The following is a 20,593-nucleotide window of genomic DNA, read 5'->3' as shown; positions in this document are numbered from 1 at the left end:
ATTCCCATCTACATCTACCACCGGCATTCCCTGGTGCCGTTGACGCGTTCAGACTCATGCTGTTTTCGCGTGGTGGTGCCAGGCAGTATATGACGCTGTCCATAAAGAATTAATGGCAATCATCTTTGTCGTTGTTATTTCATCTTTCTGTTCTTTGCAATGTAGTCAAAAAGACACAATACATTGATTTATATATAGTTTATTTTCATTAAAAAGTTATCATTGTTGTTATATTATGATACGAAATTGAAACACTTCGCGGTTCTCGCTGTAGGGTCGGGTCCATACTGGTGGTCTTTATGGGCTAAGTGGTATCATGACTCGCCAACCGCCTGGCGCACCAGCAAGAGTAGAAACATCATGTCTGAGACTGGCAATGTCAGTTATCTGATTGAAAAAATAATAATATTTACGCCAGCTACACAATCGCTGGCGCGGATAGATCAACCCAATCAGCGGATAAAACTCAAACACTCGGCGTCATTATGTCTTTTATTACTTATTCAACATCGTGGGCAAGTGGTTTCCCAAAACGAACTACTGGAATTCGGCTGGGGTAAAAATCACCGCCAGGTGAGCTTCAACGCCTTTTATCAAAGCATTCTCTCTTTGCGCAAAAGTTTGCTGCAGCTGGAACTGGAGCAACCGCTTATCACCACGATCCCCCGCAAAGGGCTGATCATCCAGGAAGAGTTCAATATTCAGGTGATTGAAACTCCGAAGGAGAGCGTATCTTTTACAGCAGAACCCTTAGTGCCGGATGTCGCCATAGAAGAACTGTCAGATGACACAGCGCGCCAACCTTTGATCACCACTGCTGAAATGGTAATACTTGCTATTACCCTGATAATTTGTGTGCTTATAATGTATCCGTGGCAAACCAGTGATAACTATTTCTCCGGCTATATCACCGCAGACAACGCCCCCACTGACTGTCAGTATTATTTTAATAATGATGCCAGTAATTTCTCCCGACATACGGCATTTATCAACAAAAATCCTGGGCTGTGTCAGAGCCATAAATTTATCTATATCACCACCTACCCTGAATCCAAGAAATTATCCGTGCTTGTATGTCGCTCACCGATGAAAAACAGGCAGGAAAACGCCTGTCAGTCGGTTTATTACCCACGGTATGATAGCTAATGAATTTTTATTCCCGAACGCCCCGCATCCAGACAGGTATTATCCTGCTGCTTTGTTTTGCTGCGCTAATTGTTACCGCCGTCTACCGGTACAGTAAAAACAATGGTCAGTTACATAATCTGACCTGTCGGTCTGCCATCGAGATTGTACGCAATACAAGCTCATTCCGAGGGATCATTGATATCAAAACCGGCGGCAACAAAGGTATTGTGAATATTGATGGCATTATCAAAGATGCCGAAAATAATGAGCAGACCGTGCAACGCATGGTACTTTTTACACAATCCAGCTACGGCTCAAGCCCGGTTTGGATTTCGCAGAAAATCCAAATATCCAATCGCGAAACAGCACCCGCCAGTCTCATTCAGGAACTCCTCCCCGACTTCTTCCTGACCAACACCAGCGTATCCAATGTCGATTTTTTTGCGCTGAATAGAGAGACGTATTTGATTACCAAAGAGGGGATCCCCTATCTGTACTGCCAGAATTATGCGTTGCCGGAAAATGAATAATCAATAAGCGAAGATTAAAAAAGAGCAAAAACGATTTGAAAGAGTCACTTGATACGGGCATCACGAACTACACGCCCAAGATGCCTTGGTGTGTTAATGCTGATTAATAAAGATTATTTTCTCTCATAATATAAAAACCCTATTCTAACCTACACTACCATAACTCGCTGATTATGCGAACATTGTTACCCTGCTCGTCCAGCGTTATAACTTTCTGGTTTTCCAATAATCCCTTCCCTCTCTGACCGCCAGTAATAAATGTCACCGACAGTTGTATATTGATGCAACGATGATTTTATAGCTCGGGCGACTTTTCAGGCGCAGAGTTAGTGGTGAAATTTGACGGTGTGCCAAGCTGATATTCTGCAATGCGGCACAATCATCCGGTCAGACAGGTATTGAGCATGTTCATAACCCGATTGATTGCCCTGCCCGGGAGTCCACTTTAGCCCAGGGCCGACACAGTAATTGTATCTAACACGTTTATTTTATTAAGTTTTTGATAACAATTAGTTAATTAATTTATTCATTCGCCTATTCCGCTGTTCTGCAAAAACGTCATTTGCAGCTTTTGTCCATCATCTAACCAGTAATTACTTTCTTAACGCTAGCCTCTTCATCCCCTCGCTCATGATATAAATTTATAAAAAACATTAAAAATAGCGTTTTAATCTTAAAAAAATAATTTAATCGATATTTACATTTACCAAATATACAAACAATGGTCTTATATTCCAACCTTACAGCGTGACGCGAAATGTTGTTCTGCAACCGAATGCGCCACTCCAGAGAAGGTGAAATGAATCATCAACATCTGTTCAGATGCCAGGGATGATGTAGCGCGAACCAGGGAGCAGGGAAAAAGTTTCACGCTACTGACAAAAGTAAATTTGATTATGAAAATGGGATATACACAAATGTTTAACAAAACATTCATCGTAGCGGCATTGATGGTTTCCGGCTCTGCATTTGCAGCTGAATCAACCGGCGTAGCGGGTGGCACTATTACCTTTAACGGTTCAGTGTCCGATACCACCTGTAACGTGGTGACCAATAACGGTTCAGACTTCACGGTAAACCTTTCCCCTATTGCTGTGGGTGATATGGGCACCACCGCCGGTGTAGTTAAAACCAACGCCAAAGACTTCACCATGAATCTGAAAAACTGCTCTGCGGCATCGGACGAAGCTAAAACGCTTAAAATCACTTTCAGCAGCAGCAACCTGTCGGATGATGCTAAATACCTGAAAAACTACAGCGACAATGGCGCCGAGGGTGTGGGTATTGCGCTAACCAAAGACGGTAACACTGCCGTACCGTTTGATACCGCTTTCGATACTGGTCTGAGTTCCGCTGACGCTGCCACCGAAGATGGCGTCACACTGACCATGTATGCCAACTACTACAACTACGGTGGCGCGGCCGTAACAACCGGTAAAGTAGTTACTGACGCAACTTATTCCTTCAGCTACGACTAACTCATTCAGCCGGGGTCTCCCCGGCTCTCCTCTACGACATTATGAAAACTCTGATATTTTTTCTTGCGGCTACGTTCATTTCCATGAATGCCAGCGCAAGCGTTGTGATCAACGAAACGCGTGTTATTTATCCGGCCAGCGCCAAATTTGTGTCGGTGCAACTGGTAAACGACAGCGAACAAACCCATCTGGTGCAGTCCTGGATTGACGAGGGCGATGCTTCCGCCGCGCCGGAGAAAGTCAAAGTGCCGTTTTCTCTGCTGCCTCCGGTCGTAAAAATGAGCGGACACGCCGGACAGGCTCTGAAAATCTCGGCGATGAACACCCATTCGCTGCCAAAAGACCGCGAAAGTGTATTCTGGCTTAACGTTCTGGATGTCCCTCCCGTCCCTGAAGGGAGTGGAGATAGCTACCTACAAGTGGCCATTCGCAATCGTATAAAACTGTTCTATCGTCCGGATCAACTGAGCGATCTCGACAGTAGCGTGGCGGAGAAAATTACCGTTTCGACTTCTGGCGGTCAAACTTGCCTGAAGAATAATTCGCCATATTACATGACCATCCCTCAGGTCGTGACATGGCAGGGGGGCGAGCTAAAGCAAAGCCGAAAAGATAATTTACTGGCTGAGACTGCGTTTATACCGCCGTTTGGCTGCGCGCTGGTATCCAGCAAAATTCAGTCCGGTGGGCAATATCGCCTAACATGGCTTGATGATTATGGCGCAAAGAGATTCAGCACTATCCACTGATATCCCAGATAAATGACTCCAGGTTCAATTCTGATGAAAAACAGTTCTCTGTTTCGTATAAGTTTGCTAGTTCACTCTGTCAGCCTCGCGATATTTTCATACGGCGCGTTGGCGGAGGATTTTAATAGCAGCCTGCTGGTAGGTAATTCAGCAGATATGGACTGGAGTAATTCTCGGCTGGTTATGACGCCGGGGGCTTATGATTTGGATGTTTATGTGAATAACGTCTGGCGCGGGAAATTTAATATTTCCGTCGCTAATGACGATAAAGGTACTCTGCTTATTAATAAAGACGACGCATCTCTACTGGATATTCAGGGGCTGGATGATATTGTAAATAAAAGCACCGCTGAAAAGCTCGACGTTAATACCCTGCTACACGGAGGGAAAAGCGCCCTGATACCCGGCACACTGCGTCTGGATTTAGAAGTACCTCAGGCTTTCGTAAAAGAATATAGCCGTAACTGGGTGTCACCGCAAAAATGGGATCAGGGAATTAATGGCCTGTATACCAATTACAATTTCAACTATTACAATTTTCACGGCCTGCAGAATGGCTATAGTGACAGCGATAATCTGTATTTATCGCTGAACAGCGGACTAAACATGTATGGCTGGCATTTTCTCGATAGCTCATCGTGGATGCGCTACAGCGCAATGAACAAAGGTAGCTGGATAAATACCACGCGTTTTGTTGAAAAACCAATTGCGGCAATCGATTCGGTACTGCGCATTGGTCGAAGCTATACGACGTCGGATTATTTTGACACGGTCCGTTTTCGTGGGGTGACACTGAATAAAAGTCGTCAGATGTTACCGGACAGCGAAAACGTTTATATGCCAGTGATCGAAGGTGTTGCAACCAGTTCAGCGGTGGTCAGTATCTCCCAGGATGGTCATATCATCCACCAGATCAATGTCCCGCCAGGTCCCTTTGCCATCCGCGATCTGATGCCTACCGGCTCACGCAGCGATTTATCCGTCGAGGTAAAAAACACTGGCGGCAACATTGAGCACTTCATTGTGCCATTCTCCTCGATCCCGGATATGCAGCGCCCCGGCAGCAGCGACTATCAGATTAACGTCGGGGCGGTGGACATGCGCAACGTCGACGATAGCAGCCATTTTACCCAGGTGAGCTATTCACGTGGGGTGAATAACTACCTCACCGCGTCAGCGGGCGGGATCTGGAGCCAGAATTATCAGTCTCTGCTTCTGGGAGGAGCGGTTTCCATCCCCTACGCTGGGTCACTCTCGGCTTCCGTGGAGGAGTCGCAGTATCGTCTGCCTGGCGATAGCCGTCGCCACGGAGAAAAATACGCGCTGTCCTGGAGTAAATACTTCCCGACCCGCACCAATATTTCGCTGGCTTCGTATTATTACCGTACTCAGGATTACGCTTCTTTTAGCGATTATATCCTGACCAAATCCAATATTAAGGATTATGGCGGAACGGGCACCTCAACGATCAACAGCAAACAAGCCTTTAGCGCCAATATTAATCAGCCGCTGGGGGAACAATTTGGAAGACTGTCGCTTTCAGCCTACTGGCGCGATTACTGGCGCGGTCAGAAAAGTAGCCGTCAGTACAACCTGACCTGGAGCAATGCCAGTCACGGCGTCAACTACTCGGTTTCGCTGCGCCGCTCGGAGGTTACGCAGTCCTATTACGACTATGAAACCAATTATGAAGGCGACCTGGTGAGCGCGTTGCGTTCACGCGGTAAGACGGAAAACAACCTCTATTTTTCTGTCACGATACCGATGTCGATATTCGGCAGCGGCGGCAGCCTGTCTTCTCATGCCAGCGTGCAGAACGGCAAATATTCCTCTTCTGACGTCAGCATGAGCGGGAATATGCATGATGTTGACTACAGCCTGATGCTGAGCCACGACAGTGACAACGATTCGCGAGCAGCCGATCTCTACACCAGCTGGAAAAATGACTATACCAGCATGAACAGCGGCGCGACGCTGGCCCGTGAATATCGCCAGCTAAGCCTGGGTGCCAGCGGCAATCTGCTGGCATGGAAGGGTGGGCTGCTGGCGTCTCCTCATAACGGACGTAATTTTGTCATTATTGAAGCGCCAGGAGTGGTGAACGCGGTCGTTAACGGCGATACCTCCGCACACACCAACAGCAAAGGTATCGCCCTCATCACCAGCGCGACACCGTACCGACAGAATAATTTCCATCTGGAGCAGGATGGAACCCAAAAAAGCGACGTCGACCTTGAAGGTAATTTACTCAATGTGGCGCCGTACGAAGGCAGTATCAGCTGGCTGAAGTACAAAACTGACACGCGCAGACTCTTCACTTTTGATGTGCAAACCGCTGAAGGGGGTCAGTTGCCGTTTGGCGCGGTTGTCAGCGGTGCCGGGAATGAAGAAGTCGGCTATGTCGCACAGGGGAGTCAGATTTTTATTAAGTCAGAGACGCTTCCCGCCAGCCTGAAGGTGAATATCAGCAAAGGTAAGACTAAAAAATTCTGCACTATTTCCCAGCCTGCAGAGCATGCTGAAAATATTTGTCGCTAACTCAGTTTACTCAGCTAACAGAATCAATCATGAAAAAATTATTTTATTTTATGGTTACGGCCATAATACTGACCGCAATCCCAATATTATCTGCACAAGCACAGTCGCAGGCTCAGTCTCGCGGTGTAACAGGCGATACCTGCCGTAATTCCGGTATACTTTTTACCAGCGTCGCAGAATCGGATAAGTCGCTAAATCTTTCATCGGCTTTCGTGAATTCAAACGTCGTTGAATATTCCTATACCACCAGTTGGTCGGGTAGTATGACCTGTACTTACGGGAATATTGGGATCGGTGGTCTGGCGCAAGACCACTTATATTATTTTACCGGTTTCAACGGTTCTCCTGTTTATTTGAATTTCAACAGTGCGGATGGTGAAAGTAGCTACTGGATAAAATTAACGTCCACCATTAGTGGCGATACCAAAGTGACTGTCAGCGGTATCGTGGGCATTCACTCTCTGTCATATCAGACACAATATACGCTGCGAGCAGAATTAATGTCGGCTCCGCCTGTGGGCATGGAAAGCTATACCAAAACCACAACCAGCGGCGCACTGTCGGTCATACCTGCGGTGATGAGCGGTACCGGAAGCGGCTCCAGCTCACCGTTCCTTTCCAGCAAAACATATGCTTATCGCGCCTGGTCCAATATGATGTCTGAAACCGCACGCAAAAGCTGGAATACCGATTATTTTATTGCTTATGAGAAGCTGACGATTCAGTTTGAGCCAAAAGAAACAACCTGCAATATGACGCGGGACATGAGCGTGAAATTACCCCCCGCTCCGTTTAGCGTCCTGAAAAAAAATGGAAAGGCAGATGGTGCCGATTTCACGATCCCGCTGAAGTGCGGCAACCTGGCCGGAATTAAAACGTCTACCCGCAATGTTAAGGCCTGGTTATCCAGCAATGATTTAGTCAGTTCGGATACCAGCTACCAGATAATGGTCAACGATGAAACCACGGCGGGAGGGGTAGGTATTGCCATTCGTAGCCGGATGTTTATGGGTGACTATGATGAGGTGCAAATATCCAGTAGCAATAATATGGAACATGCCTCACAAATATTAGATATCGCTAAAGATGATGATATAAGCAATACGCAATACATTTATCTTCATGCTTATTACAAAGTTTATAACGCATCAGCATTATCAACCGGTAGCGTGGTGGCGACTGCGCAGATAATGTTTGGCTACGATTAACCCCCCTATTTTACTGTGGCCCAGACGGGCTACAGTAAGTTTTTAATTTAATTCTCTTAAAGGATTTTATGAAAATATCTGTTCAAACCGTGCTTGATCTTCTGCACAGCATTATGCACCCGCTTTCTCCTGAACTGGTGCATCATTTGCAACGCACGGGTCTCATTTGCTGGTATCTCGGGAATCGAGCCGGTTTTGACAGTGCAGCCATCAATAACGCCTGGCTTGCGGGTATGTTGCACAATATCGGGGCGGTGAGCAAAGTGCATCCCTTCAGTGGCGCCCATGGTAAAGCCTTTATTGAAGAGCATGGACGGCTTGGCGCCTCAATGATGTCCGGCGTACGTTTTTTACAGCCAGTGACCGCAATTCTTGAAACGCGCCACGCGGATGCCTTGGGTTACACGCAGAATACAATGCTAAATACCTGGCATCTGGTGCATCTGGCCGATGAGTTTGAGCTGTGGCTGCGCGGGATTGAAGGTGACTATGTGGCCCAACGGCATAATATTGTTTCCGGTTTTCTGGCCAGTAGCCCACTATGGCCATCGTGCCTGGTCGAGGCGCTACAGGATGCCAGCCATGAGGATGGTTTCTGGTTTCGCCTGAGTTCGCCCTCATTACAACAGGTGCTGCGTGTTATCAGCCCGCTCAATGATGTGGTGCTGGATCACCATGATTTTCTGGAGGTCTGCCTGCTGATTTCGAATATCGTCGATAAATACAGCAGCTTTACGCAGACTCACAGTACCAGCGTGGCTCACGTGGCGGCGAAGCTTGCGGAGCTGTACGGCTGCGATCGCTACACCCAGGATAAAATCCGCATCGCGGGGTACCTGCACGATATTGGCAAGCTGGGTATTCCACTGGAAATCCTCGAGAAGCAGGGAAAGCTGGAGCCGGACGAGTATGCGCAAATGAAGCGCCACAGCTATAAGACGCTGGAGATGCTACATCCCATTGAAGAGCTGGGTGAAATCGTACACTGGGCGGCAAGACATCATGAACGCCTCGACGGCAGCGGCTACCCTTTTCGTCTGGGTGCGGCTGCGCTGGATATCCCTTCGCGTATTATTGCTGTGGCTGATGTTTTCACCGCGATGACCGAGAACCGCCCCTATCGTCAGGGGATGTCCAGCGAAAAAGCATTGATTATTCTCGAGGAAGAGGCGTCAAATTTTCGTCTGGATCGGGACATTGTCGATCTGCTAAGCCATAATATTGCAGTGCTCAGACCTTTGGTTGCGATGTACTAAGCCAGGCATAACCCGAAATCGCAGCCGCGCAGAATGCATATTGTATAAATTTACCGAAAGAAAACGCGAATGAAATATTTGATAGCCAATAGAGTCATTTACGATAGCGAGAGCGGGGAACTTGTGGTCAAGGAACCCGGAAACGAGCAAAGTAAAAGGCTAACAAATACCGCTAACCGTATTCTTTCGTTACTGATTGCGTCGCCAGGCCGGGTACTTGAACGCGATTATCTTCTGGATAAAGTCTGGGAGGAAGCGGGCCATCCGGGTTCCAGTTCATCGCTGAGCCAGTACATTAGTATCCTCAGAAAAACATTAACATCCTTAATATTCATTGAGGAAATTATTGTAGCCGTACCCAAGGTGGGCTTTTACTTCTCACCGGAAATCGCCGTTGAACTGCAGAATGATGAAGAAATGGTGAGTACCACACCTCTTCCGGTATCCCTGCGTAAGGCGGCAACGAAGGATAAAAAAAACCTCTGGCTGATTGCGGCTATCGCGTTTTTGCTGCTGGCCAACCTTTGGATACTCAGCCAGAAACAGGGTTCACCGCGTTTTGCAGCCGAATACAGTATTGGTGAAATCGGGAACTGCAAATTTACTGCCTATGAAGATTTATCGGAGGAAGTTGACCCTCAGGTCATGAATATTATCCGTCAGCTACAGCCTGAACTTGAGCTAAAGTGCGCCCGGAAACCCGCGCAGATTATGGTTTATTTTCAACCCAGTGTTCTTTACGGTAGTCATGGTCGGTTTTTCTACTCTTATTGTCCAACAGATAAGGCAACAGCAAAAATTGTCTATTGTGAGAACTATTATGCTTTTAACTGGAAATTAAAATGAAGCTGATGACAACCTTAGTGCTGGCAGTGGTCGCGTTGATTTGTCTGTTAACATGGCAACTAAGCCTGCGATCGGGTGTTTATTTTGACAAACGCTGCTTTGCGAATATCACCTATGTTGACGCTTCAGATCACGCTCTCTTATTCAAAGGAAATATCACGTTTGAATTTAACAAGAACGAAACGGGCGTATTTAATCTTTCCGGCAACATTGACTATCAGGGGCGTCAATATCGATTGTCGCGTTATATAACATTTACCTACCATAACGTCAGCGGCAACCAGTATCGTATGAATACGACGACAAAAGATATCATGGCTCACGATAATGTGCCGGAAGACATTACCCTGCTGACAACAAAAATATTTGGGATGGAAGGGGAATACGTTATCTCCTTAGACAAAAAAGACAATAACTATATTACGATTGCAAATACCTTATCACCCTTAATGAACTGTGTGATTCAATAACAGGGATAGTGTTATACATTCACTATGAAAAGAAATAATTGTGTCAATTGTGAAGAGTGCGGTTTTGCAGAACTGTGCTCCGCCTATCTGTTCAGGCAGAAAGATCCATTGTTTATCCGCAATCTGGAGACAAAAAAGAAGATTGCCAGAGGTGAATATATTTATCGTCGGGGAGAGAAAATAGACGCGCTATATGCCCTACGTAGCGGGGCCGCTAAGGTTTACGATACGCGCGGGCAGCTGATGGGGATCGTTTTGCCAGGACAGGTGATGGGCGTGGAGGAGCTGCACATCGGTTACAGTCAGCAGGATATTCAAGCCGCAACGGAAATAGAAGTTTGCGTACTGAGAAGCGATCATTTCTACGAAATGAGCCAGCTGATGCCAGGATTTACAGATTTTATTGTCAGGATCCTGTCACGTTCGGCGCAGGAAAAACAGCAATTTATTTCAGTATTGACCAAAAGTGATACCTTGCAGAAGGTTCAATATTTCCTGCAACTGTTGTCTCGCACTTATAAAGAGTATGGCTTTGAGCATCTCAACCTTGAGTTACCGATCAGTAAGAAAGAACTGGCCCAGGTTCTGGGCATTTCGATATCCACCTTGTCGCGTGCCCTGGATAGCCTGAAGGATCAGGGGATTATTTCCATGCTAAATAAAAAAGAGATAACGCTAATGATGTCAGACAAAAAATAGCGTCTGAATGAGGATCTTCTTGTAATTTCTTAGTTTCATCTCAAAAAATCCGTAAATCATTTATTGTCCAGTGTATCCCTTTGAGGAAAGCACCGGACTCATTTTTCTTAAAAACAAAGAGTTAAGGTTTTTCCCAATGTCGTTTGTCGTATTCTCTGATGATATTTTTTTTACCCGGTCTGCGGGAGGGCTGATGCCAATAGATAGCCTGCGCGAAGAGAACTTATGTATTATTGATATTGAATCTTTCTTCAGCTTACATGATATTAAACATCGTATTTGCAATGAACTGACCGACAGCTATTCTATCATTTTTGTAAAAGGCCGTGGAATGTTATCAAAGGTGCTTTCATCACTGGAGGGTATCTCCAGAACCGCCTCTGTAACGGAGTTTATCCAGTATATTAATGAAGGCCGAAGATATACTGTCTATCATATACTCACCATAATTGATTCTTTGCGGGAGCTACGTAACCTTACCCATACCGAGATTTCCGTAGCCTGTGCGTTACGCCGACAAATAAATATTACTGCCACATCCCAACTTCTGCACTGCTCAACGAAAGCAGTGTATCAGCGGGTATCAGCCTTGGCTCAGAAAATGAACCTCAGATACGGTACCCAAATCCAGTATTTCTTGTACCGCGAATATACCATTGAGGAACTCCAGCAGATAAATTGCATGAAACATCGTCCTGATACCGGTGTATTCCAGAATAATGGATCGACCCTACATCTGTAAGCAGATTCGATCCTCACGACGAGGCCTGTCTAATGGCCTCCGGACTGAGGTATCGCCCCGGTTGTCGTACAGGTTGAATCACTACGGATTTAACAGACACCTCAGAGTCATTTATGGACTTATCTTTGTCGCCTGGCTTCATCATTTCTACCGCTTTAAACGAAAGTAGCTTTCCCTCTTGTTTTCCTGCCATAAAGACTCCGTTATCATGCACCTTATGCAGTCATGAACATCAAGGTAGGTTACTCTGTATATGCCCATATTTTACCCAGGTATAGGTTGGCAAGGCACACTTTAACCCACCTTTAAATGTAGGATTTCATGATATTCGATGAGACAACGTGAAACTTAATGATAACCAAAAAATCACTAACTCATCAAAAATTAAGAAAATGGACATCATAAACCAATGAGTACAATAGAAAACTTAGACTCCCATACCCCCATGATGCAGCAGTATCTCAAGCTGAAGGCTCAGCACCCGGAAATACTGCTGTTTTACCGCATGGGCGACTTTTACGAACTGTTTTATGACGATGCGAAACGCGCCTCTCAGCTGCTTGATATCTCCCTGACCAAACGCGGCGCATCTGCGGGCGAGCCAATCCCGATGGCAGGCATTCCTCATCATGCGGTAGAAAACTACCTCGCCAAGCTGGTCAATCAGGGTGAGTCCGTTGCTATTTGTGAACAGATTGGCGATCCGGCGACCAGCAAAGGCCCGGTTGAGCGCAAAGTGGTACGTATTGTCACACCAGGCACCATCAGTGATGAAGCGTTGTTGCAGGAACGCCAGGACAACCTGCTGGCCGCCATCTGGCAAGACAGTAAAGGGTACGGCTACGCTACGCTGGATATCAGCTCCGGGCGTTTTCGTGTCAGTGAACCCGCTGACCGCGAAACCATGGCCGCGGAATTGCAGCGCACCAACCCCGCTGAATTGCTGTATGCCGAGGATTTTGCCGAAACCTCGCTGATAGAGGGACGTCGCGGCCTGCGTCGTCGTCCGCTGTGGGAATTTGAAATTGATACCGCCCGTCAGCAGTTAAATCTGCAGTTCGGCACGCGGGATCTGATTGGCTTTGGCGTGGAAAACGCCCCACGCGGGTTATGTGCTGCCGGCTGTCTGCTGCAATACGTAAAAGATACCCAGCGCACCTCGCTGCCGCATATTCGTTCCATCACCATGGAGCGTCAGCAGGACAGCATCATCATGGACGCCGCCACACGCCGCAATCTGGAAATCACCCAGAACCTGGCGGGCGGGGTGGAAAACACGCTGGCTTCAGTACTCGACTGCACCGTGACACCGATGGGTAGCCGTATGCTCAAGCGCTGGCTGCATATGCCGGTCCGCGACACCAAAATCCTCACCGAGCGCCAACAGACTATCGGCGCGCTGCAGGATACCACCAGCGAATTACAACCCGTGCTGCGTCAGGTAGGCGATCTGGAACGTATTCTGGCGCGTCTGGCCCTGCGTACTGCGCGCCCGCGCGATCTGGCCCGTATGCGTCATGCCTTCCAGCAATTACCCGAACTGCGCGCACAACTGGAAAACGTAGACAGTGCCCCCGTGCAGATGCTGCGCGAGAAAATGGGTGAGTTTACTGAGCTGCGTGAACTGTTGGAACGTGCCGTCGTGGAAGCTCCGCCGGTGCTCGTCCGTGACGGCGGCGTCATTGCCCCAGGCTACAATGAAGAGCTTGACGAGTGGCGAGCGCTGGCTGATGGCGCCACGGACTACCTCGACAGACTGGAAATCCGCGAACGCGAACGCACCGGTCTGGACACGCTGAAAGTAGGATTTAACGCCGTGCACGGCTACTACATTCAGATCAGCCGTGGGCAAAGTCATCTGGCGCCAATTAACTACGTACGCCGCCAGACATTGAAAAACGCCGAACGCTACATTATTCCGGAACTGAAAGAGTACGAAGACAAAGTTCTGACCTCAAAAGGCAAAGCGCTGGCGCTGGAAAAACAGTTGTATGACGAACTGTTCGACATGCTGCTGCCACACCTGGCTGATTTGCAACAGAGCGCCAGCGCGCTGGCGGAGTTGGACGTGCTGGTCAACCTCGCGGAGCGTGCTTATACCCTGAATTACACCTGTCCGATCTTCACCGATAAACCCGGCATTCGTATTACCGAGGGACGTCATCCGGTGGTTGAACAGGTGCTGACCGAGCCGTTTATCGCCAACCCGCTTAACCTCTCGCCTCAGCGACGGATGCTGATCATCACCGGCCCAAACATGGGGGGTAAAAGTACCTATATGCGCCAGACTGCGTTGATTGCGCTACTGGCCTATATCGGCAGCTACGTTCCGGCACAGAAAGTCGAGATCGGGCCTATCGATCGTATCTTTACCCGCGTGGGCGCGGCGGATGATCTGGCATCAGGTCGTTCCACCTTCATGGTAGAAATGACCGAAACCGCCAACATTCTGCATAACGCCACCGAGAACAGTCTGGTGCTGATGGATGAGATTGGACGCGGTACCTCCACCTACGACGGCCTGTCGCTGGCATGGGCATGCGCAGAAAATCTGGCAAATAAAATCAAAGCATTAACTTTATTTGCGACCCACTACTTCGAACTGACGCAGTTACCGGAGAAGATGGAGGGCGTCGCTAATGTGCATCTGGATGCGTTAGAGCACGGCGATACCATCGCCTTCATGCACAGCGTGCAGGATGGCGCGGCGAGCAAGAGCTATGGTCTGGCAGTCGCTGCCCTGGCTGGCGTACCGAAAGAGGTGATCAAACGCGCGCGGCAAAAACTGCGCGAACTGGAAAGCATCGCGCCAAATGTTGCCGCAACCCAGGTCGACGGCACGCAGATGTCGCTGCTGTCAGTACCGGAAGAAACGTCACCCGCCGTTGATGCGCTGGAAAATCTCGACCCGGATTCACTAACGCCTCGCCAGGCGCTGGAGTGGATCTACCGGTTGAAAAGTCTGGTGTAGTAAAAAGAACCCGATAGCGGTAGCCCTAAAGAAAAAGGCCAGTCCCAATGAGACTGGCCTTTCTTGATAGAACTTGTGCTTACTCGCGGAAAAGCGCTTCGATATTCAGTCCCTGAGTCTGCAGAATTTCACGCAGACGACGCAGACCTTCAACCTGAATCTGGCGAACACGTTCACGAGTGAGACCAATTTCACGGCCCACATCTTCCAGTGTCGCAGCTTCGTACCCCAGCAGACCAAAACGACGTGCCAGCACTTCACGCTGTTTGGCGTTCAGTTCGAACAGCCATTTGACGATGCTCTGTTTCATATCATCGTCTTGCGTGGTGTCTTCCGGACCGTTTTCCTTTTCATCGGCCAGAATATCCAGCAACGCTTTTTCGGAATCGCCACCCAGCGGGGTGTCTACCGAGGTAATACGCTCGTTGAGTCGGAGCATACGGCTGACGTCATCAACCGGTTTATCCAGTTGTTCAGCAATCTCTTCTGCACTCGGTTCGTGGTCCAGTTTATGCGACAACTCACGCGCGGTACGCAGATAGACGTTCAGCTCTTTTACAATGTGAATCGGCAGTCGGATCGTACGGGTTTGGTTCATAATCGCCCGTTCGATCGTCTGGCGGATCCACCAGGTTGCGTATGTTGAGAAGCGGAACCCACGTTCCGGGTCAAACTTCTCGACGGCACGGATAAGCCCTAAATTGCCCTCTTCAATCAGGTCCAGCAATGCCAGACCACGATTGCCATAACGACGAGCAATTTTCACCACCAGACGCAGGTTACTTTCAATCATGCGACGGCGAGATGCGACATCTCCACGCAGTGCGCGACGCGCAAAATAAACTTCTTCTTCGGCTGTTAACAGTGGTGAATAACCAATCTCACCAAGGTAAAGCTGAGTCGCGTCCAACACACGCTGTGTGGCCCCCTGCGATAACAGCTCTTCTTCAGCCAGGTCGTTATCACTGGGTTCCTCTTCACTCAAGGCTTTTTCATCAAAAGCCTCTACTCCGTTCTCATCAAATTCCGCATCTTCATTTAAATCATGAACTTTCAGCGTATTCTGACTCATAAAGGTGGCTCCTACCCGTGATCCCTAACGGAACTAGCACGTGAAAGCCTGGTTCCGCCTAATTATCGCTGCGGTAAATAGCGCAGCGGGTTTACGGATTTCCCCTTGTAACGAATTTCAAAATGCAAGCGTGTTGAACTGGTTCCGGTGCTACCCATGGTAGCTATTTTCTGCCCCGCCTTGATTTCTTGTTGTTCCCGGACCAGCATTGTATCGTTATGGGCGTAGGCGCTCAGGTAATCATCGTTATGTTTGATGATAATAAGATTACCGTAACCACGCAGCGCATTACCGGCATAGACGACGCGTCCATCTGCGGTCGCGACAATAGCCTGTCCTTTGCTGCCTGCAATGTCGATCCCTTTATTGCCACCTTCGGTAGCCGCAAAGTTTTCGATCACTTTGCCGTCAGTCGGCCAGCGCCAGGTAGAGATTGGCGAGCTAGTCGACGTTGAGCTTGCAGTTGATTCGGTTGTGCTTACTGCTGGAGCCGTTACAGGCGCTGTGACCACAGTCCCAGCAGGCTTGTTGTTCGGCAACATTTTGTTAGCACTTTGTTCACCTGAATCCTCAGAATACGTAATTGTTGGTTTCGAAGCAACAGCAACGGTGGAATTTTGTGCAGGGTTGGTCACAACTCCTTGCTGTGCTGCATCCGCCTGGGTGATGGCATTGCCACCAGTAATCGGTACGCCAGACGCGTTGCCCACTTGCAGAGTTTGACCGACATTCAGGCCATACGGGGCCGGAACGTTATTGCGTTGTGCGAGGTCACGGAAATCGTTCCCGGTGATCCAGGCAATATAGAAAAGGGTATCGCCTTTCTTAACAGTATAGGTACTGCCGCCCGTGTAGCTACCTTTCGGAATATTCCCATACTTACGATTGTATACAATACGACCGTTTTCCATCTGCACAGGCTGTTGAGCAACAGGCTGGATTTGCGTTGGCTGTGTGGTTGGTTGCTGCACCGACTGGATCTGTGGCGTCTGCTGTACTGTCGACGTCGAGCCCATTTTAGGTGGAGGCGTAATCAGCATGCCAGAACTGGTGTTCGTTGATGCACTACCGTTAACCGAGCTGACCGGCGCTGGTGGATTCGAGGTGTTTGAACAACCTGCCAACCATAGTGAAACCAGTGACAATGCCGCAATGCGGCGAACGGTAAATTTGTGGCTTCCCGCGCTCATTTATCCCCCAGGAAAATTGGTTAAAACCAGTGACGTAATCACCGTGCAAGGCCCCGTCACAATACGCTTACTCTTTCGAGAATAACCAGGAAAACTCCAGGTATTCAGCAGCGCTATCTACGCAAGCTCCCCTTTTACTAAGGGAACGAAACGTACGGCCTCCACGGTATCGATAATAAATTCGCCTCCCCGACGACGCACCCGCTTCAGAAACTGGTGCTCATCGCCCACGGGTAAGACGAGAATGCCGCCCTCATCCAGTTGCATCATCAATGCGGTCGGGATCTCGGGCGGCGCTGCCGTTACAATGATAGCGTCAAACGGAGCTCGCGCCTGCCAGCCTTGCCATCCATCACCATGACGGGTCGAAACATTATGTAAATCAAGCTGCTTCAGGCGGCGACGCGCCTGCCATTGCAAACCTTTAATGCGCTCAACGGAGCACACATGATGCACCAGGTGCGCCAGAATCGCCGTCTGGTAGCCAGAGCCAGTACCAATTTCCAGCACTCGAGACTGCGGCGTTAGCTCAAGCAGTTCGGTCATTCGCGCAACCATATAGGGCTGCGAAATCGTCTGCCCCTGACCAATCGGCAGGGCAATATTGTCCCAGGCCTTATGTTCAAACGCCTCATCAATGAATTTTTCACGCGGCACGGCGGCGAGCGCATCGAGGACAAGCTCATCTCTGATGCCCTGCGCACGTAATTGTTCAAGAAGAGTGTGTACGCGTCTGCTTACCATTGCGTGTCGACTCCCACGCTGTCTAACCAGTCAGAAACCACTTCATGCGCGCCGTATGCGGTTAAATCGACATGCAGCGGCGTGATAGAAACATAGCCTTCATCGACGGCGGCAAAATCCGTATCCGGCCCGGCGTCGCACTTTTCGCCCGGTGGCCCGATCCAGTACAGCGTATTACCGCGTGGGTCCTGCTGTGGAATAACCTGATCCGCCGGATGGCGACTGCCGCAGCGCGTGACGCGAATACCTTTAATCTGATCCAGCGGTAAATCCGGCACGTTGATATTCAAAATGCGACCGGTGCGCAGCGGTTCACGACTCAGCGCCCGTAAGATACGACAGGTTACTGCGGCAGCAGTATCGTAGTATTTATGGCCATCAAGTGAGACAGCCAGCGCCGGGAATCCCAGATGACGGCCTTCCATTGCCGCCGCAACGGTACCGGAATAGATAACATCATCACCCAGATTAGGACCCGCGTTGATACCAGAAACGACAATGTCCGGACGCGGACGCATTAATGCGTTCACGCCCAGATAGACGCAGTCGGTGGGCGTACCCATTTGTACGGCGATATCGCCGTTATCATAGGTAAAGGTGCGAAGTGAGGATTCCAGCGTCAGCGAGTTAGACGCGCCACTGCGGTTACGATCCGGGGCAACCACCTGTACGTCAGCAAACTCACGCAGCGCTTTCGCCAGCGTTTGTATACCGGGTGCGTGGACCCCATCATCGTTACTCAGCAATATACGCATAATCACCCATTGTGTTAATAAGTTCCCTTACAACACTGGTGGCGAAGCTACCTGCCGGTAGCCAGAAGCGTAACTCGACGGTTACGTCATCCCACCAGTTCCAGCTTAATTGTTGTGGATACAGCAACATAGCGCGACGCGACGCGTCGACTTTCTCGCGCAATAACAGAGCTTGCAGCACGGTTTCATCAGCAACAGCGGCTTTTTCAAACGCCAGTGCGTCGCGCTGAGTTCCCCACTCACCGCTGCCCGGTAATGCCGCTGTGATCATCAATTCTTTCTCATCGACGCGACGCTGTAATTCTGTGTGTTCTTCCTGTGTGGCGACAAACCAGCTTCCGCGTCCGGATAATTGTAGCGCATCGCCGTCAACAACTTGATTAAAGTCTGTTTTTTTCAAGCGTTCACTGACTATCTGATTAAACAACGCGCTACGGGCCGCCGACAACCAAAAACTGCGTTTATTGCGATCGCGCACCGGCGCATCGCTTTGTGCCCAGCGCAGCGCCCCTTGCAGGTTGCTACCGCCGATACCAAAACGCTGAGCGCCAAAATAGTTCGGTACGCCGCGTTCGCTAATCGCCTGCAAACGCGCTTCAACGTCATTTCGCTCGCTCACTTCACGCAACACCAGCGTAAATTCGTTGCCTTTCAGCGCCCCTAAACGCAGCTTACGCTTGTGGCGCGCGTACTCCAGAACTTTACAGCCTTCGAGCTCAAATTTGCTTAGATCAGGCATTGCATTGCCCGGTACACGCGCGCACAGCCACTGTTCCGTGACCGCATGCTTATCTTTCTGCCCGGCAAAGCTCACTTCACGGGCGTGAATTTTCAGGAATTTCGCCAGCGCGTCAGCCACAAAACGGGTGTTACAACCGTTTTTCAGGATGCGCACCAAAACATGCTCGCCTTCGCCATCCGGTTCGAAGCCTAAATCTTCGACGACAACAAAGTCTTCCGGATTCGCTTTCAGGACGCCATGGCCCAGTGGTTTGCCATGGAGATACGTCAGATCGTCAAACACAGTCATTTCGGTGCCTTAATGAGTAACGCCACCGCTTCACAGGCAATCCCTTCCCCACGCCCGGTAAAACCGAGTTTTTCCGTGGTGGTCGCTTTCACGTTAACATCATCCATATGGCAGCCGAGATCTTCGGCAATAAACACGCGCATTTGCGGAATGTGCGGCAGCATCTTCGGCGCCTGAGCAATAATTGTCACATCCACATTACCAAGCGTATAGCCTTTGGCCTGAATACGCCGCCAGGCTTCTCGCAATAATTCACGACTATCGGCACCTTTAAAGGTCGGGTCGGTGTCAGGGAAGAGTTTACCGATATCCCCCAGCGCAGCCGCGCCCAGCAGAGCATCGGTTAGCGCGTGTAACGCCACATCGCCATCAGAATGCGCCAGCAATCCTTTTTCATACGGGATGCGCACACCACCAATGATAATTGGGCCTTCTCCGCCAAAAGCGTGTACGTCGAAACCGTGTCCAATTCGCATTATGTCTTCTCCTGGTGGGTAGTCCGGGTCAGATAAAATTCGGCCAACGCCAAATCCTCTGGACGCGTTACTTTAATATTATCAGCCCGTCCTTCAACGAGCTGAGGATGTAAGCCGCAATATTCCAGCGCCGAGGCCTCATCCGTAATGGTTGCGCCTTCGAGGAGCGCACGGGTCAGGCAGTCGTGCAACAGCTCGCGAGGGAAAAACTGCGGCGTCAACGCGTGCCATAAATCGGTGCGATCGACCGTATGGGCAATGTCTGTTCGGCCCGGCTCCGCGCGCTTCATCGTGTCGCGTACTGGTGCCGCCAGGATCCCGCCGGTGCGGCTGGTCTCACTGATTGCCAGCAAACGGGCTAAATCATCCTGGTGCAGACACGGACGCGCGGCGTCATGCACCAGTACCCAACTGGCCTCACCTGCGGCTTGCAAACCGGCAAGGACAGAATCGGCACGCTCGTTGCCGCCATCCACTACGGTAATTTGCGGATGCGCGGCAAGTGGAAGTTGGGCAAAGCGGCTGTCGCCTGGGCTGATAGCGATAACGACTCGCGTCACCCGGGGATGAGCCAGCAGCGCATCAACCGAGTGTTCAAGAATGGTTTTATTGCCAATAGAGAGGTACTGCTTAGGACACTCTGTTTGCATTCGGCGGCCAAACCCGGCAGCCGGCACCACGGCGCAAACGTCCAATAAAGTGGCTGCCATG

The 20,593-nt window shown here is 49.6% G+C and carries 20 protein-coding genes; 13 read left to right on the top strand and 7 right to left on the bottom strand.

The genetic code is table 11. The features are described from left to right. Window positions 1-360 precede the first annotated feature (360 nt). The 12 genes from ABIE10_RS20340 to mutS all read left to right on the top strand — a co-directional run bounded on the left by ABIE10_RS20340 (window position 361) and on the right by mutS (window position 14,615). Complete coding sequence (locus ABIE10_RS20340) at window positions 361-1,146, top strand: winged helix-turn-helix domain-containing protein (RefSeq protein ID WP_429156877.1); 786 nt, start codon at window positions 361-363, stop codon at window positions 1,144-1,146. Continuing rightward, the gene (locus ABIE10_RS20335) at window positions 1,146-1,658 is read left to right on the top strand and encodes a hypothetical protein (RefSeq protein WP_103766746.1); all 513 of its coding nucleotides are present in this window, start codon (window positions 1,146-1,148) and stop codon (window positions 1,656-1,658) included. The genes ABIE10_RS20340 and ABIE10_RS20335 overlap by 1 nt, the downstream gene beginning before the upstream one ends. 917 nt (window positions 1,659-2,575) lie before the next feature. Then, entirely contained in the window at window positions 2,576-3,136 is a 561-nt protein-coding gene (locus ABIE10_RS20330; protein WP_047414269.1) for a fimbrial protein, read from the top strand. Between the two features lie 83 nt (window positions 3,137-3,219). Continuing rightward, window positions 3,220-3,885, top strand: coding sequence for a fimbrial biogenesis chaperone (locus ABIE10_RS20325; protein ID WP_249742571.1), 666 nt, complete (start codon window positions 3,220-3,222; stop codon window positions 3,883-3,885). A gap of 33 nt (window positions 3,886-3,918) precedes the next feature. Continuing rightward, window positions 3,919-6,423, top strand: coding sequence for a fimbria/pilus outer membrane usher protein (locus ABIE10_RS20320; protein ID WP_200083923.1), 2,505 nt, complete (start codon window positions 3,919-3,921; stop codon window positions 6,421-6,423). Between the two features lie 29 nt (window positions 6,424-6,452). Further along, window positions 6,453-7,631, top strand: a complete 1,179-nt coding sequence (locus ABIE10_RS20315; RefSeq protein ID WP_103766744.1) for a fimbrial protein — start codon at window positions 6,453-6,455, stop codon at window positions 7,629-7,631. 68 nt (window positions 7,632-7,699) lie between these two features. Further along, window positions 7,700-8,887, top strand: coding sequence for an HD-GYP domain-containing protein (locus ABIE10_RS20310; protein WP_049282622.1), 1,188 nt, complete (start codon window positions 7,700-7,702; stop codon window positions 8,885-8,887). Between the two features lie 69 nt (window positions 8,888-8,956). Further along, complete coding sequence (locus ABIE10_RS20305) at window positions 8,957-9,733, top strand: winged helix-turn-helix domain-containing protein (RefSeq protein WP_049282621.1); 777 nt, start codon at window positions 8,957-8,959, stop codon at window positions 9,731-9,733. Continuing rightward, window positions 9,730-10,203 (top strand): hypothetical protein, encoded by a 474-nt coding sequence (locus tag ABIE10_RS20300; protein WP_047414279.1) that lies wholly within the window; start codon window positions 9,730-9,732, stop codon window positions 10,201-10,203. Before ABIE10_RS20305 ends, ABIE10_RS20300 begins: the two co-directional genes overlap by 4 nt. Before the next feature lie 108 nt (window positions 10,204-10,311). Continuing rightward, the gene (locus ABIE10_RS20295; protein ID WP_233626864.1) at window positions 10,312-10,902 is read left to right on the top strand and encodes a Crp/Fnr family transcriptional regulator; all 591 of its coding nucleotides are present in this window, start codon (window positions 10,312-10,314) and stop codon (window positions 10,900-10,902) included. 136 nt (window positions 10,903-11,038) lie between these two features. After that, entirely contained in the window at window positions 11,039-11,644 is a 606-nt protein-coding gene (locus tag ABIE10_RS20290; protein WP_181633315.1) for a hypothetical protein, read from the top strand. A 409-nt stretch (window positions 11,645-12,053) separates the two neighbouring features. After that, entirely contained in the window at window positions 12,054-14,615 is a 2,562-nt protein-coding gene (mutS, locus tag ABIE10_RS20285) for a DNA mismatch repair protein MutS (protein WP_047499414.1), read from the top strand. A 79-nt stretch (window positions 14,616-14,694) separates the two neighbouring features. Here mutS and rpoS read toward each other — a convergent pair whose 3' ends face one another. Further along, window positions 14,695-15,687, bottom strand: coding sequence for an RNA polymerase sigma factor RpoS (gene rpoS, locus ABIE10_RS20280; RefSeq protein WP_000081498.1), 993 nt, complete (start codon window positions 15,685-15,687; stop codon window positions 14,695-14,697). Window positions 15,688-15,749: 62 nt separating this feature from the next. Then, window positions 15,750-16,832: a murein hydrolase activator NlpD gene (gene nlpD, locus ABIE10_RS20275; RefSeq protein WP_429156870.1), complete on the bottom strand. Its 1,083-nt coding sequence runs from the start codon at window positions 16,830-16,832 to the stop codon at window positions 15,750-15,752. Between nlpD and ABIE10_RS20270 the strand changes: the two genes are divergently transcribed. Then, a complete protein-coding gene (locus tag ABIE10_RS20270) occupies window positions 16,735-16,962 on the top strand; it encodes a hypothetical protein (protein ID WP_223307949.1) in 228 nt (75 codons plus the stop codon). The two genes, nlpD and ABIE10_RS20270, sit on opposite strands and share 98 nt — an antisense overlap. A 32-nt stretch (window positions 16,963-16,994) precedes the next feature. On the opposite strand, the gene ABIE10_RS20265 is transcribed toward ABIE10_RS20270, so the two are convergent. From ABIE10_RS20265 to ispD, 5 genes are read right to left on the bottom strand one after another with little or no spacing between them, the layout of a single operon-like run. Continuing rightward, entirely contained in the window at window positions 16,995-17,621 is a 627-nt protein-coding gene (locus ABIE10_RS20265) for a protein-L-isoaspartate(D-aspartate) O-methyltransferase (protein WP_003034172.1), read from the bottom strand. Next, entirely contained in the window at window positions 17,615-18,376 is a 762-nt protein-coding gene (gene surE, locus ABIE10_RS20260; protein ID WP_047499412.1) for a 5'/3'-nucleotidase SurE, read from the bottom strand. The genes ABIE10_RS20265 and surE overlap by 7 nt, the downstream gene beginning before the upstream one ends. Beyond that, entirely contained in the window at window positions 18,357-19,406 is a 1,050-nt protein-coding gene (gene truD / locus ABIE10_RS20255; RefSeq protein ID WP_047499410.1) for a tRNA pseudouridine(13) synthase TruD, read from the bottom strand. The genes surE and truD overlap by 20 nt, the downstream gene beginning before the upstream one ends. Continuing rightward, entirely contained in the window at window positions 19,403-19,882 is a 480-nt protein-coding gene (ispF, locus tag ABIE10_RS20250; protein WP_016154209.1) for a 2-C-methyl-D-erythritol 2,4-cyclodiphosphate synthase, read from the bottom strand. Before ispF ends, truD begins: the two co-directional genes overlap by 4 nt. After that, window positions 19,882-20,592 (bottom strand): 2-C-methyl-D-erythritol 4-phosphate cytidylyltransferase, encoded by a 711-nt coding sequence (gene ispD, locus ABIE10_RS20245; protein ID WP_046274807.1) that lies wholly within the window; start codon window positions 20,590-20,592, stop codon window positions 19,882-19,884. Before ispD ends, ispF begins: the two co-directional genes overlap by 1 nt. Window position 20,593: the final 1 nt, after the last annotated feature.

This window comes from Citrobacter sp. 506, assembly GCF_050434985.1.
In the GTDB taxonomy this organism is placed as follows: domain Bacteria; phylum Pseudomonadota; class Gammaproteobacteria; order Enterobacterales; family Enterobacteriaceae; genus Citrobacter; species Citrobacter braakii.
The sequence above is the reverse complement of the archived record's forward strand: the minus strand, read 5'-3'. Positions and strand labels throughout refer to the sequence as shown.